Source organism: Burkholderiaceae bacterium, assembly GCA_024235995.1.
GTDB lineage: Bacteria > Pseudomonadota > Gammaproteobacteria > Burkholderiales > Burkholderiaceae_C > Ottowia.
In genome coordinates, this window is the sequence record JACKLI010000001.1 from 3,577,230 (window position 1) to 3,591,391 (window position 14,162).

Below are 14,162 nucleotides of genomic sequence, written 5' to 3' on the forward strand. Positions count from 1 at the left end.
CGACAGGCGCCGCGCGCCCCAGGCACACGGCAGGGGTTGCAACAGGCCGATGGTAGGCCGACCGAAGCCGCCTTGCGCCATCGACGACAGCAGCTTACGCGGCTTACATGCCGGCGCGATCAGGGGGCCGGGCCGACCGCCGCGTTGATCCTGGCGGCGGGCTCCCCGACAATGCGGCCAGCATCCGCCCGCATCCACACCCACCCACGCCCGTCACCATGAGCCACACCGTGCCCCTTCATGAGGTGGAACTCAGCGACGTGCGCGCGCAGGGGCCGGGCGGGCAGAACGTCAACAAGGTGTCCAGCGCCGTTCACCTGCGCTTCGACATCGCGCGCTCGTCGCTGCCGGCGGCGGTCAAGCACAGGCTGCTGGCGCTGCAGGACCAGCGCGTCACGCGCGAGGGCGTGATCGTCATCAAGGCCCAGACCTCGCGCAGCCGCACGCACAACCGCGCCGAGGCGCTGGCGCGGCTGCAGGCGCTGATCGACGAGGCCGCGCGCGTGCAACCCGTGCGGCGCGCCACCCGGCCGACGCTGGCGTCGCAGCGGCGGCGGCTGCAGGGCAAGGCGCTGCGCTCGCGCATCAAGGCCAGCCGTGGGCGGGGCGGGGATGTCGAATGACCCGGCGCATCGGATGAAGCCGATGCCTCGGCAGGATCGGCCATGAGGGATCCCTGGCACAAGCATCCATGGGGCCAGATCGCATCTCAAGAATTGTGATCTGACCCCATTTAAGAATTCCAAGGCTCAAATCAGCCTGCAGCCAGCCACGGCAAAGCGCAAGCAGCTACCATATTGATAGTTTTCAAGCCCCATCCCGGGCCGCGCCGGGGTGCCCTGCCCGCCAGCCGCCGGCGCCGATGGGCGGATAATGCGCGTCTTGTCCATCGGCGCCCTGGCGCGCCATGCCGCATCGCCGGGTACGCCGGCTGCCTGACCTGACCATGACCGTTTCCACACCCACTCCCGCCGCCCCCGCCGGCGTCGCCAGCATCTCGCCCGTGCAGGACATCGTGGCCGAGCTGGCCGCCGGCCGCATGGTCATCCTGGTGGACGAGGAAGACCGCGAGAACGAGGGCGACCTGATCCTGGCGGCCGACCACGTCACGCCCGAGGCCATCAACTTCATGGCGCGCTTCGGCCGCGGCCTGGTCTGCCTGACGCTGACGCGCGAGCGCTGCGAGCGCCTGCACCTGCCGCCCATGGTGGCGCGCAACGGCACGCGCATGGGCACCGCCTTCACGGTCTCCATCGAGGCCGCCGAGGGCGTGACCACCGGCATCTCCGCCGCCGACCGCGCGCGCACCGTGCAGGCTGCCGTGGCGCCCAACGCGCAGGCGGCCGACCTGGTGCAGCCGGGCCACATCTTTCCGCTGCAGGCCGTCGAGGGCGGCGTGCTGATGCGCGCCGGCCACACCGAGGCCGGGTGCGACCTGGCGGCCATGGCCGGCTGCACGCCCGCCGCCGTGATCTGCGAGATCATGAAGGACGACGGCACCATGGCGCGCCTGCCCGACCTGCAGGTGTTCGCCGCCGCGCACGGGCTGAAGATCGGCACCATCGCCGACCTGATCGAATACCGCAGCCGCACCGAGACGCTGGTCGAAAAGATCGGCACCCGCGCGCTGGCCACGGCGCAGGGCGAGTTCACCGCCCACGCCTTCCGCGACCAGCCCAGCGGCGCGCTGCACCTGGCGCTGGTGCTGGGCCAATGGGCGCCCGAGGACGCGGTGCCGGTGCGCGTGCACGAGCCGCTGTCGGTGCTGGACGCGCTGGACGTGCAGCCCGGCATGCACAGCTGGGCCCTGCACGAGGCGCTGGCGCGCATCCACCAGGAGGGCTGCGGCGTCGCCGTGCTGCTGAACTGCGGCGAAAGCGCCGATCAACTGCTTGCGCAGTTCCAGGGCACGGCACGCGCCACCCACGCGCCCTCGCGCGGGCGCATGGACCTGCGCAGCTACGGCATCGGCGCGCAAATCCTGCGCGCGCTGGGCGTGCAGCGCATGCGCCTGCTGGGCACGCCGCGGCGCCTGCCCAGCCTGGCGGGCGGCTTCGGGCTGGAAGTGGCCGGCTACATCACCAAGGACTGAACATGCTGGAAGCCGACAAGGGCCGGAGCGCGCCGCTGGACGGCAGCGGCCTGCGCATCGCCATCGTGCAGGCGCGCTTCAACGAGGGCGTGACCAACGGCCTGCGCGACGCCTGCCTGGCCGAGCTGGCCGCGCTGGGCGTGAAGAGCGAGAACATCGCCCACCACACCGTGCCCGGCGCGCTGGAGGTGCCGCTGGCCCTGCGGTGGCTGGCGCACCGGGGCGAGTACGACGCGCTCGTCGCGCTGGGCTGCGTCATCCGCGGCGAGACCTATCACTTCGAGCTGGTCGCCAACGAATCCAGCGCCGGCATCACGCGCGTGGGGCTAGATTTGGACATCCCCATCGCCAACGCCATCCTCACCACCGAAGACCTGCCGCAGGCCACCGTGCGCCAGATCGAGAAGGGGCGCGACGCCGCCCGCGTGGCCGTCGAGATGGCCTTGCTCAAGCACCGCCTCCAATGAGCGCCGATCCGTCCAGGCACGCGCCCGCCACCAAGCCCGGCACCCGCAAGTCCTCGGCCAAGCCGCCGCGCTCGCGCGCGCGCGAATTCGCCCTGCAGGGGCTGTACCAATACCTGCTGGGCGGCGGCGACGCGGCAGCCATCGACGCCTTCACGCGCGAGCTGCAGGGCTTTGCCAAGGCCGACGCGGCGCACTTCGACGCGCTGCTGCACGGCTGCATCGAGCTGTCGGACGAGCTGGACGCGCTGATCCTGCCCCTGCTCGACCGCGAGCTGGGCCAGATCTCGCCCGTCGAGCGCGCCTGCATGTGGATCGGCGTATACGAATTCCTGAAGTGCCCCGACGTGCCCTGGCGCGTGGTGCTGAACGAATGCATCGAGCTGGCCAAGGACTTTGGCGGCACCGACGGCCACAAGTACGTCAATGGCGTGCTCAATGGCCTGGCGCCCCAATTGCGCGCCGCCGAGGTGGGCGCCGACCGCGCCCGGCCGCGTGCCGCCAGGCACCCGAGCGACGACAACGCATCATGAGAGTTTCCGCCCGCGCCCAGCGCATCGAGCCCTTCTACGTGATGGAGATGGCCAAGACGGCCGGCGCCATCGCCCGCGAAGCTGCCGGCAGCGACCGCCCCATGGTCTACATGAACGTGGGCGAGCCCGACTTCACCGCGCCGCCGCAGGTGCAGGAGGCCGCCGCGCGCGCCATCCGCGAGGGCCGCACGCAATACACCCAGTCCACCGGCCTGCCCGAGCTGCGCGAGCGCATCAGCGCCTGGTACGCGCAGCGCTTCGGCGTGGCCGTGCCGGCGCGCCGCATCATCGTCACCGCCGGCGCCTCGGCCGCGCTGCACCTGGCCTGCCTGGCACTGATCGACGCGGGCGACGAAATCCTGATGCCCGACCCCAGCTACCCCTGCAACCGGCAGTTCGTCAGCATGGCCGAGGGGCGCGCGGTGATGATCCCGTCCACCGCCAGCGAGCGCTTCCAGCTGAGCGCGGACAAGGTGGCCGAGGCCTGGGGCGCGCGCACGCGCGGCGTGATGCTGGCCTCGCCCTCCAACCCCACGGGCACCTCGATTCACCCCGACGAGCTGGCCCGCATCCACGCCGTCGTGCAAGAGCGCGGCGGCATCACGCTGATCGACGAGATCTACCTGGGCCTGTCCTACGAGGACACCTACGGCCACAGCGCGCTGGCGCTGGGCGAGGACGTCATCAGCATCAACAGCTTCAGCAAGTACTTCAACATGACCGGCTGGCGCCTGGGCTGGCTGGTGGTGCCCGAGGCCCTGGTGCCGGTGATCGAGCAGATCGCCCAGCACCTGTTCATCTGCGCCAGCAGCGTGTCGCAGCACGCCGCGCTGGCCTGCTTCGAGCCCGAGAGCCTGGCCGAGTACGAGCGCCGCCGCCACGAGTTCAAGGCGCGGCGCGACTGGTTCGTGCCGCAGCTGAATGCCCTGGGCCTGACGGTGCCCGTCACGCCCGACGGTGCCTTCTACGCCTGGGCCGACTGCAGCGCCGCCTGTGACAAGCTGTTTGCCGGCCGCTCCGAATACAATAGCGGCATGCAAACGCCGGGCAGCTGGGAATTCGCCTTCGAGCTGATGAAGCGCGCGCACCTGGCCGTCACGCCGGGGCGCGACTTCGGCCACGCCGACACGGCACGCCACATCCGCTTTTCCACCGCCAACTCGATGGCCCAGCTGCACACCGCCATCGAGCGCCTGAAAACCGTATTGGCCTGAGGCAAGCCTCGATGGCGGACTTCGAACTCCCGATCCGCATCTACTGGGAAGACACCGATGCCGGCGGCATCGTGTTCTACGCCAACTACCTCAAGTTCTTCGAGCGCGCGCGCACCGAATGGCTGCGCGCGCGCGGCGTGCAGCAGCAGGCGCTGCGCGAGCAGACCGGCGGCATGTTCGTGGTCAGCGAGTGCCACGTGCAATACCTGCGCGCCGCCCGGCTGGACGATGAACTTGTCGTCACCGCCCGGCTCGAAGAAACGGGCCGCGCCAGCCTGGCGCTGACGCAGCAGGCGTATCTGCAGACGGCGCCGGGCCAGCGCGGCGCGCTGCTCAGCCAGGCGCGCATCCGCATCGGCTGGGTCGATGCCCAGCGCCTTTCGCCCGCCCGCATTCCTTCATCGCTCATCGAACGACTGACTTCATGAACCAGGATCTTTCCATCGTCCAGCTGGTCATCAACGCCAGCTTCGTCGTGCAGCTGGTGATGCTGCTGCTGCTGGCCGTCTCGGTCACCAGCTGGGCGGCCATCTTCCGCAAGCTGCGCGCGCTCAAGGACATCCGCGTGCTCAACGACGGCTTCGAGCGCAGCTTCTGGTCGGGCACCAGCCTGAACGAGCTGTTTGCCGCCGCCGCGCAAAACGCCAAGAGCGCCGGGCCGATGGAGCGCATCTTCGCCAGCGGCATGCGCGAGTACCAGAAGCTGCGCGAGCGCCGCATCCACGACGCCGGCACCCTGCTGGACGGCGCCCGCCGCGCCATGCGCGCGAGCTTCCAGCGCGAGATGGACACCGCCGAGGTCAACCTGTCCTTCCTGGCCTCGGTCGGCTCGGTCAGCCCCTACGTGGGCCTGTTCGGCACCATCTGGGGCATCATGCACGCCTTCACCGGCCTGGCCGGGCTGCAGCAGGTCACGCTGGCCACGGTGGCACCCGGCATCGCCGAGGCGCTGGTGGCCACCGCGCTGGGCCTGTTCGCCGCCATCCCGGCCGTCATCGCCTACAACCGCTTCGCGCGCGAGATCGACCGCCTGGCCATCAAGATGGAGACCTTCATCGAGGAGTTCTCCAACATCCTGCAGCGCAACCTGGGCGTGCACCCGGCGCCCGCCGCCGCCCCCATCGAATCGGCCACGGGGTACTGAGATGCCGGCGATCGCCTCGCGCGGCCGCGGCCGCCGCACCATCAACGAGATCAACATGGTGCCCTTCATCGACGTGATGCTGGTGCTCTTGATCATCTTCATGGTCACCGCCACCGTCATCACGCCCGGCGCCATCAACGTGCCCAGCGCCGGCAAGTCGCAGAAGGCGCCCGACAAGCGCATCGACCTGATGATGAACGAGGACGGCCAGCTGTCGCTGGGCGGCGAGCTGAGCGCGCGCGAGGTCACCGAGACCGAGGCCATCGTCCGCATCAAGGAGGCCCTGGCCAGCAACCCCGAACTGCCCGTGATGTTGGCCGCCGACCGCGAGCTGCGCTACCAGCAGGTCGTCACCATGATGCGCAAGCTGCGCGAAGCCGGCGTGCAGCGCGTGGGCCTGTCCGTGAAATGACCGAGACCCTGGCCCAGCGCACCGAGTTCGAGCCGCCGCCGCCGGGCGGCATGCGGCGCGCGCTGGTGCTGGCCGTCCTGGCCCACGTGCTGCTGATCCTGGCGCTGACCTGGGGCCTGCGCTGGAAGACCGCCAACGACGAGGCGGTGGACGCCGAGCTGTGGGCCGCCGCCGTGCAGCAGGCCGCGCCCGCGCCGCGCCCCGCCGCCGTCACGCCGCCGCCCAGGCCCGAGCCGCCCCCCCCCCCGCGCCGCCACCGCCGCCTCCCCCGCCGCCCGTGGCCGCGCCCAAGCCGCCACCGCCCGTGGTCGACCAGGCCGCGCGCGACGCCGAGATCGCGCTGGAGCAGAAGAAGAAGCAGGAAGAGGCCCAGCGCCAGCAGGCCCGCGCCGAGCAGCAGCGCCAGGCCAGGCTGGAGCAGGAGCGCGAGCGCCAGGAAGCCGCGCAGAAAAAGGCCGCCGAAGCCAGGAAGCTGGCCGAGCAAAAACGCCAGGAGGCCGAAAAGCAGGCCGCTGCCCAGCAGGCGGCCGAGAAGAAGGCCGCCGAGGAAGCGCAGCGCAAGCAGGCCGCCGCCGCCCAGGCCGCCGCCGAGAAGAAGGCGCAGGAAAAGGCCCAGGCCGCACGCGAGGCGGCCGAGAAAAAAGCCGAGGCCGCGCGCGAAGCCAAGGCCGCCGACGCGCGCCGCAAGGCCGAGCTGGACCGCCTGGCGCGCCTGGCCGGCACGGGCGACAGCGCCAGCAGCGGCGCGGGGCGCACGCCGGGCGGCACGGCGGCGCACGACGCGGGACCCTCGGCCGGCTACGACGCCAAGATCCGCGCGGCGGTGCGGCCCAACATCGTGTTCTCGGACGACGTCTCAGGCAACCCTGTGGCCGTCGTCGAGGTGCAGACCGGCCCCACGGGCCTGATCATCAGCCGCAAGATCAAGAAGTCCAGCGGCGTGAAGTCCTGGGACGATGCCGTGCTGCGCGCACTGGACCGCACCGAAAAGCTTCCCTCGGACAACGGCCGCTACTGGAACCCGATGGAAATCGTGTTCAAGCTGCACGGCTGAAATTCATTTTTTGATAGCGCCTTGCGCTTGTTCGACGCGGACTGGAAGGTCAATCGCCTTGCATCGTCAGTCGTACACCACCTGCGCCCGCCCCTCGTCGGCCTGCGCCATCCAGCCGGCCAGGGCGGCGTCGCTGGGGTAGAACTTCGCCTGCTCGCCTAGCTGCAGCTGGGCCATCACGCCCACGCCGTCCTTGCGCCGCTCCAGCAGCAGGCGCACCGGCAGGCCCTGCCACACGTCGCCCGCCTCGGTGCTTTCGCGCCGGGGCGGAAAGTCGGCCAGCAGGCGCGCCACCTCGGGCGGCTGGCTGCCCACCGCCACGCGCAAGAACTTGCCGAAGCGGCAGCGCGCGGCGGGCAGGTCCCAGATCTGCGTGATGTTCAGCTGCAGCCCGCCCGAAAAGCGGTCGGGCATGACCTTGGCCTGCACGATGATCAGCTCGTCGTCCTTGAGCAGGTGGCGGTGCGCGTCGATCAGCGCCTCGTCGGCGCGCGCGTCCAGCCCGGCGCTCTTGTCGTCCAGCTTGAACAGCGCCAGCTTGCCGCGCTGGCCGTTGATGATGCGCAAGTCGCCCACGATGCCGGCCAGCAGTTGCGGCTCGCGGCTGTCCACCAGCTCGGCCAGCGGGCGGCGCGCAAACTGGCGCACCTCGCGCTCGCATTCGTCGAACAGGTGGCCCGACAGGTAAAAGCCGATGGCGGTCTTCTCGAACGACAGGCGCTCCTTCACGCCCCAGGGCATGACCGCAGGCAGCTCGGGCTCCTGCGTACTGGAGCCCGAGCTGTCGTCCAGCAGGTCGAACAGACCGCCCTGGTTCAGGTTGGCCTCGTGGGCGGCGGCAAACTCGAAACCCAGGTCGATGGCGGCCGCCAGCGCGGCGCGGTTCAGCTGCAGGCTGTCGAAGGCGCCGGCGCGCACCAGCGCCTCCACGGTGCGCTTGTTGACGCGCGTGCGGTCGACGCGGCGGCAAAAGTCGAACAGGCTCTTGAAAGGACCGCTCTCCTCGCCCGCCGGCCCCGTGCCGCGCCCTTCGCGCGCGGCCACGATGGCCTCGATGGCCTGCTGGCCGGTGCCCTTGACGGCGCCCAGGCCGTAGCGGATCAGCGCATCGCCCACCGGCTCGAAGCGGTAGGTGCCGCGGTTGACGTCGGGCGGCTCGAAAGCCATGCCCTCGCGCAAGGCGTCCTCGTGCAGCACCTTGAGCTTGTCGGTGTTGTCCATCTCCACCGTCATGTTGGCGCAGTAGAACTCGGCCGTGTAATGCACCTTCAGCCAGCCGGTGTGATAGGCCAGCAGCGAGTAGGCGGCGGCATGCGACTTGTTGAAGCCGTAGCCGGCGAACTTCTCCATCAGGTCGAAGATCTCGTCGGCCTTGGCCTCGCCGATGCCGTTCTTGGCCGCGCCGGCGCGGAAGATGGCGCGGTGCTGGGCCATCTCCTCGGCCTTTTTCTTGCCCATGGCACGGCGCAGCAGGTCGGCGCCGCCCAGGCTGTAGCCGCCCAGGATCTGCGCGGTCTGCATCACCTGCTCCTGGTAGACCATGATGCCGTAGGTTTCCGACAGCATGTCGGCCACCAGCGGGTGCGGGTATTCCACCGGCTCACGCCCGTGCTTGCGCGCCACGAAGCTGGGGATCAGGTCCATCGGGCCCGGGCGATACAGCGCGTTGAGGGCGATCAGGTCTTCCAGCCGCGTGGGCCTGGCGTCGCGCAGCATGCCCTGCATGCCGCGGCTTTCAAACTGGAACACGGCCTCGGTGCGGCCCTGCTGGAACAGCTCGTAGGTGGCCTTGTCGTCGAGCGCGATGTTCTCGTAGGCAAAGTCCTGCTGGCCCGGGTGGCGCGCCACGATGAACTGGCGCGCCAGCTCCAGGATGGTGAGCGTGGCCAGGCCCAGAAAGTCGAACTTGACCAGGCCCACGGCCTCCACGTCGTCCTTGTCGTACTGGCTGACGGCCGCGTCGCTGCCGGGCTGCTGGTACAGCGGGCCGAAGTCGGTCAGCTTGCCCGGCGCGATCAGCACGCCGCCGGCGTGCATGCCGATGTTGCGCGTCATGCCCTCGAGCTTTTGCGCCAGCTCGACCAGGGTGCGCACCTCCTCCTCGCTCTTGATGCGCTGGGCCAGGATCGGCTCGGCGGCAATGGCGTACTTTTCCTTCTCGTCGGCACTCAGGCCCGGCGGCGGGTATTGCAGCGTGACGGGCTTGCCGGGCTTGTTGGGGATGAGCTTGCTGATGCCGTCGCAGAAGGTGTAGCTCATGTCCAGCACGCGGCCCACGTCGCGGATGGCGGCGCGCGCGGCCATGGTGCCGAAGGTGGCGATCTGGCTGACCGCGTCGCGCCCGTACTTGGCCTTGACGTAGTCGATCACGCGGTCGCGGTTGGCCTGGCAGAAGTCGATGTCGAAGTCGGGCATCGACACGCGCTCGGGGTTCAAAAAGCGCTCGAACAGCAGCTTGTACTGCAGCGGGTCCAGGTCGGTAATGCCCAGCGTGTAGGCCACCAGCGAGCCCGCGCCCGAGCCGCGCCCCGGCCCCACCGGGCAGCCGTTTTGCTTGGCCCAGTTGATGAAGTCGCCCACGATCAGGAAGTAGCCCGGAAAGCCCATCTTCAGGATGGTGTCGATCTCGAAGTCGAGGCGCTCCAGGTAGCGCGCGCGTTCGGCCTCGCGCCGCGCCGCGTCGGGGTACAAGTGGGCCAGGCGCTGCTCCAGGCCCTGCAGCGAGGCGTGGCGGAAGTAGCTCTCGATGCTGTGCCCCTCGGGCACCGGAAAGTTGGGCAGCTGCGGCTTGCCCAGCGTGAGTGTGAGGTTGCAGCGGCGCGCGATCTCCAGCGTGTTGGCCAGCGCCGAGGGCACGTCGGCGAACAGCGCAGCCATCTGCGCGCCGGACTTGAAGTACTGCTCGGTGGTGAAACGCCGCACGCGCCGCGGGTTGCCCAGGATCTCGCCCTCGGCGATGCACACGCGCGCCTCGTGCGCCTCGTAGTCGGCCGCGGTCGGAAACTGCACCGGGTGCGTGGCCACCACCGGCAGCTTCAGGCGCGCGGCCAGTTGCACGGTGGCAGCCACATGCTGCTCGTCATCCAGACGGCCGGCGCGTTGCAGCTCCAGATAAAAGCGGTGCGGAAAGGCCTCGGCCAGCTGCAGCGCCAGCGCGCTGGCGGTGGGCGCGTCGCCCTGCAGCAGGCTGGGACCCAGCGGCCCGGCCTGCGCGCCCGACAGCAGCAGCAGGCCTTCGGCGTGCCGGCGCAGCCAGTCCCAGCGCACCAAGGCCTGGCCCTTGCTGACGCCCTCGGTCCAGGCCAGGGTCAGCAGCTGCGACAGGTTCAGGTAGCCAGCCTGGTTTTGCGCCAGCAGCAGCACGCGTGCAGGCGTCTCGGTCAGGCCGTCGAGCCCGATCTCGGCCCCCAGCAGGGGCTTGACCCCCGCCCCGCGCGCGGCCTTGTAGAACTTGACCGCGCCGAACAGGTTGTTCAGGTCGGTGATCGCCAGGGCCGGCTGCGCGTCGGCGGCGGCGGCCTGGACGATGTCGTCGATGCGGGTGGTGCCATCGACGACGGAAAACTCGGTGTGCAGGCGCAGGTGGACAAACATGCGCCGATTGTCGGGCAACTGGCCGGCCGGCAGCGGCGGCCCGTCCCGACATGCCGGCTTCAGGCGGCCACTGGCAACCCGGTTGCCGCGCTGCCGCGGCGCGCATCCAGGCTGAAGGCGCCGGCGCCAAAGGCGACGAAGGCCAGCAGGCCGCCCGCCACGGCGATGTTCTTGGTGAACAGCAGCTGCTGCACCATCTGCTGGGCGGCGGGCAGCGTCCAGTAGTCGTGGAACAGCACGCCTGCCGCCACCGTGAACACGGCCAGCACGGCGGCCGCGCAACGGGTTTTGTAGCCGAGCAGGAAGGCCGCCGCCACCAGCAGCTCGACCGCCACCGCGATGCCCGCCGCCACGGTGGGCATGGGCAGGCCCTTGGAGGCGATGTAGCCCACCGTGCCGGCAAAGCCGGTCAGCTTGCCGATGCCGGCGGGGATGAACAGGTAGGCGACGAGGATGCGGCCGATCAAGGCAGTCCAGTTTTGCATGGGAGGTTCTTTCTTCAAGGTGGTTGCAGGGGGAAATGGAAATCGGTGTCAGGCGGCCAAGTCGAAGACCAGCACCTCGGCATCGTGCCCGGCGCCCAGGCGCACGGCGGCTTCGTCGGCCAGCAGCGCGGCGCCACCCGCGCGCAGGGCGTGGCCGTTGACGTCGAGCGCGCCGCGCGCCACGAACACGTAGGCCTTGCGGGCCGGATCGATGGCCAGCGTGGCGGCCTCGGCGCCGTCAAAGCACCCGGCATACACCGCGGCGTCGGCGTGCAGGCGCACCGCGCCGGCCTCGGGCTGGCCGGCCGCGATCTGGCGCAGGCGGCCGCGCTTGTCGGCGGCGGGCACGCTCTTTTGCTCGTAGCTGGGCGCGATGCCGCGCACGTTCGGCTCGATCCAGATCTGCAGGAAGTGCGTGCTCTGGCCCTCGGCATGGTTGAACTCGCTGTGCATCACGCCGCGGCCGGCGCTCATGCGCTGCACGTCGCCGGGCGGGATCGCCACCACGTTGCCCATGCTGTCCTGGTGCGCCAGCTCGCCCTCCAGCACGTAGCTGATGATTTCCATGTCGCGGTGGCCGTGCGTGCCAAAGCCGGTGCCGGGCGCAACGCGGTCTTCGTTGATGACGCGCAGGTTGCCCCAGCCCATGTGCGCCGGGTCGTGATAGTCGGCAAACGAAAAGCTGTGGCGCGACTTCAGCCAGCCGTGGTCGGCAAGGCCGCGCTCTTCGGATTGGCGGATCTTGATCATGGTCAACTCCTTTCGGGGCTGAATTTTCAGCGCTCTTTGCGTGGACTTGGTCGCACGAATTTAACGTCATCATTCAAAATGATTGAATGAACGATCCCGCCGACATCCTCACCCCCGACGCCTTCCGCCTGCTGCACGCCATCGCGCAGGCCGGCAGCTTTGCCGGCGCGGCGCGCACGCTGGGCCTGGTGCCCAGCGCCCTGACCTACCGGGTGCGCCAGATCGAGGAGGCGCTGGACGTGCTGCTGTTCGACCGCAGCCGCCGCCAGGCGCGCCCCACGCCGGCGGGGATGGAGCTGCTGGCCCAGGGCGAGCGCCTGCGCCAGGAGGTGGACGCCCTGGTGCGGCGCGTGCAGCGCGTGGCCACCGGCTGGGAGTCCGAGTTCACCATGGCCGTCGATGGCGTCGTCGCGCAATCCGTGCTGCTGGACCTGTGCTGCGACTTCTACGCCCTGAACCCGCCCACCCGGCTGCGCCTGCGCACCGAAATCCTCAGCGGCACGCTGGACGCGCTCACCTCCGGGCAGGCCGATCTGGCGCTGGGCGTGACGCTGGAGCCGGCCAGCGCCGCCAACCTGCGCGCCCGGCCGCTGGGCAGCGTGCGCTTCGTCTACGCCATGGCGCCCACGCACCCGCTGGCGCAGCAGCCCGAGCCGCTGAGCGACGCGCAGCTGCTGGCGCACCGCGCCGTGGTGGTGGCCGATTCGACGCCGGGCGCGGCCACGCTGTCCTTCGGCCTGCTGGCGGGGCAGCAGACGCTCACCGTCTCCAGCCTGCAGGCCAAGCTGGAGGCCCACCTGCGCGGCCTGGGCGTGGGCTTTTTGCCCGAGCCGCTGGCGCGCCCCTGGCTGGCCAATGGCCAGTTGGTGGCGCGGCGCGTGGAGCGCAGCACGCGCACCGCCACGCTGCACTACGCCTGGCCGGCCCACGTGCAGCCGGGCAAGGCCCTGTCCTGGTGGCTGGATCGGCTGGAGCGCCCCATCACCCGGCGCGCCCTGCTGCAAGCGCCCGCGAGCGTGTAGAGTGAGCGCATGAGCCGCCCCCGCCCACGCCCCCCAACCCCCGCCCCCCAACGCATCGCCGTCATCGGCGCCGGCATCGCCGGCCTGGCCTGCGCCCGCACGCTGGCGCAGGCCGGCCATGACGTGACGCTGCTGGAGGCCGCCAGCACGCCGGGCGGACGCGTGGCCACCTGCGATTCGCCCTTCGGCGGCTTCGACTGCGGCGCGCAGTACTTCACCGTGCGCGACGCGCGGCTGGCGCAGGCGCTGGAGGCCACCGCCCCGCAGCTGGCGCGCCGCTGGAGCGCCAGTGCCGTGCGCGTGCTGGACGAGCACGGCCGCCAGATCGAGGCCGCGCCCCCGCCCACCGAGGCGCACTGGGTGGCGGCACCCGCCATGGCCGCCCTGCCCCAGCGCTGGGCCGAGCCGCTGGCCCAGGCCGGCCGCCTACGTCTCAACACGCGCGTGCACCGCCTGCAGCGCGACGGCGAGCGCTGGCAGCTGCACACCGACGACGGCGCGGCGCCGCTGCAGGCCGACGTGGCGATCTGCGCCCTGCCCGCGCCCCGGGCGCGCAACCTGCTCTTTCAATCGGAGCAGGCCGGCGCGCTGGCGGCCACGCTCGCCCGCGTCGACATGGCCCCGTGCTGGACCCTGATGCTGGCCTTCCCGCAGGCGGCGCAGCCCGGCCTGTACACCCTGGGCCCGCAGTGGAACGCCGCGCGCAGCACGCACCACCGCATCGCCTGGCTGGCGCGCGAAAGCTCCAAGCCGCAGCGCGGCGGCATCGAGCGCTGGACGGTGCAGGCCAGCAGCGACTGGTCGCGCGAGCACGTGCAGGACGACGCCGAGCGCGCCGGCGCCAAGCTGCTCAAGGCCTTTGCCGAGATCACCGGCATTCGCGCCGCCCCCGGCCACGTCCAGGCGCGGCTGTGGCTGCATGCACGCACCCTGGCACCGCTGGGCCAGCCCTTCGTGTGGGACGCCCCGCTGGGCCTGGGCCTGTGCGGCGACTGGTGCCTGGGCCAGCGCGTGGAAGACGCCTTTGTCTCGGGCCTGGAGCTGGCGCTGGCCATTCGCTGAAAGCGTGACCCACGCCTGCAAGCCGCCGCCGGGCCGCCCCAAGGCGGCGAGCGCCCCCTCGAGGGGCAGCGAATCACGCGCAGCGGGGAGCGTGGGGGCACCGTTGAGCGCCGACGGGCCGCCCCAAGGCGCGAAGGCCCCCTTGGGGGGCAGCGAACCACGCGCAGCGGGGAGCGTGGGGGCACCGTTGAGCGCCGACGGGCCGCCCCAAGGCGCGAAGGCCCCCTTGGGGGGCAGCGAACCACGCGCAGCGGGGAGCGTGGGGGCACCGTTGAGCGCCGACGGGCCGCCCCAAGGCGCGAAGGCCCCCTTGGGGGGCAGCGAACCACGCGCAGC

Annotated in this window: 13 protein-coding genes and 1 pseudogene; 11 read left to right on the forward strand and 3 right to left on the reverse strand. The window is 71.0% G+C overall.

The annotated features are described in order from the left end of the window. Nucleotides 1-218 precede the first annotated feature (218 nt). The 9 genes and pseudogenes from arfB to tolA all read left to right on the forward strand — a co-directional run bounded on the left by arfB (nucleotide 219) and on the right by tolA (nucleotide 6,913). A complete protein-coding gene (arfB, locus tag H6927_17110) occupies nucleotides 219-623 on the forward strand; it encodes an aminoacyl-tRNA hydrolase (protein MCP5219804.1) in 405 nt (134 codons plus the stop codon). A gap of 323 nt (nucleotides 624-946) precedes the next feature. Further along, entirely contained in the window at nucleotides 947-2,092 is a 1,146-nt protein-coding gene (gene ribB, locus H6927_17115) for a 3,4-dihydroxy-2-butanone-4-phosphate synthase (protein ID MCP5219805.1), read from the forward strand. A 2-nt stretch (nucleotides 2,093-2,094) separates the two neighbouring features. Beyond that, entirely contained in the window at nucleotides 2,095-2,559 is a 465-nt protein-coding gene (locus H6927_17120; protein MCP5219806.1) for a 6,7-dimethyl-8-ribityllumazine synthase, read from the forward strand. Next, on the forward strand, nucleotides 2,556-3,089 hold the full coding sequence (nusB, locus tag H6927_17125; protein MCP5219807.1) for a transcription antitermination factor NusB: 534 nt from the start codon (nucleotides 2,556-2,558) through the stop codon (nucleotides 3,087-3,089). The genes H6927_17120 and nusB overlap by 4 nt, the downstream gene beginning before the upstream one ends. Then, a complete protein-coding gene (locus tag H6927_17130) occupies nucleotides 3,086-4,303 on the forward strand; it encodes a pyridoxal phosphate-dependent aminotransferase (protein ID MCP5219808.1) in 1,218 nt (405 codons plus the stop codon). The genes nusB and H6927_17130 overlap by 4 nt, the downstream gene beginning before the upstream one ends. Nucleotides 4,304-4,314: 11 nt before the next feature. Then, nucleotides 4,315-4,731 carry a tol-pal system-associated acyl-CoA thioesterase gene (gene ybgC, locus H6927_17135; protein ID MCP5219809.1) on the forward strand — a complete coding sequence of 139 codons (417 nt, stop codon included), beginning with the start codon at nucleotides 4,315-4,317 and terminating at the stop codon, nucleotides 4,729-4,731. Continuing rightward, complete coding sequence (gene tolQ, locus H6927_17140) at nucleotides 4,728-5,447, forward strand: protein TolQ (protein ID MCP5219810.1); 720 nt, start codon at nucleotides 4,728-4,730, stop codon at nucleotides 5,445-5,447. Before ybgC ends, tolQ begins: the two co-directional genes overlap by 4 nt. A 1-nt stretch (nucleotide 5,448) precedes the next feature. Continuing rightward, complete coding sequence (locus H6927_17145) at nucleotides 5,449-5,859, forward strand: biopolymer transporter ExbD (GenBank protein MCP5219811.1); 411 nt, start codon at nucleotides 5,449-5,451, stop codon at nucleotides 5,857-5,859. Continuing rightward, a pseudogene (gene tolA / locus H6927_17150) lies at nucleotides 5,856-6,913 on the forward strand (cell envelope integrity protein TolA). The gene H6927_17145 and the pseudogene tolA overlap by 4 nt, the downstream one beginning before the upstream one ends. A gap of 66 nt (nucleotides 6,914-6,979) precedes the next feature. Here tolA and dnaE read toward each other — a convergent pair. Genes dnaE through H6927_17165 form a run of 3 tightly spaced genes read right to left on the reverse strand, consistent with a single transcriptional unit; the run spans nucleotide 6,980 to nucleotide 11,742 of the window. After that, complete coding sequence (dnaE, locus tag H6927_17155; protein ID MCP5219812.1) at nucleotides 6,980-10,507, reverse strand: DNA polymerase III subunit alpha; 3,528 nt, start codon at nucleotides 10,505-10,507, stop codon at nucleotides 6,980-6,982. Nucleotides 10,508-10,566: 59 nt separating this feature from the next. Then, on the reverse strand, nucleotides 10,567-10,992 hold the full coding sequence (locus H6927_17160) for a DoxX family protein (protein ID MCP5219813.1): 426 nt from the start codon (nucleotides 10,990-10,992) through the stop codon (nucleotides 10,567-10,569). A gap of 48 nt (nucleotides 10,993-11,040) precedes the next feature. Further along, nucleotides 11,041-11,742, reverse strand: coding sequence for a pirin family protein (locus H6927_17165; GenBank protein ID MCP5219814.1), 702 nt, complete (start codon nucleotides 11,740-11,742; stop codon nucleotides 11,041-11,043). An 86-nt stretch (nucleotides 11,743-11,828) separates the two neighbouring features. Between H6927_17165 and H6927_17170 the strand changes: the two genes are divergently transcribed. Together H6927_17170 and H6927_17175 are read left to right on the forward strand one after the other, a co-directional pair. After that, nucleotides 11,829-12,764 (forward strand): LysR family transcriptional regulator, encoded by a 936-nt coding sequence (locus H6927_17170; protein MCP5219815.1) that lies wholly within the window; start codon nucleotides 11,829-11,831, stop codon nucleotides 12,762-12,764. A gap of 9 nt (nucleotides 12,765-12,773) precedes the next feature. Beyond that, a complete protein-coding gene (locus H6927_17175; protein MCP5219816.1) occupies nucleotides 12,774-13,826 on the forward strand; it encodes an FAD-dependent oxidoreductase in 1,053 nt (350 codons plus the stop codon). Nucleotides 13,827-14,162 lie beyond the last annotated feature (336 nt).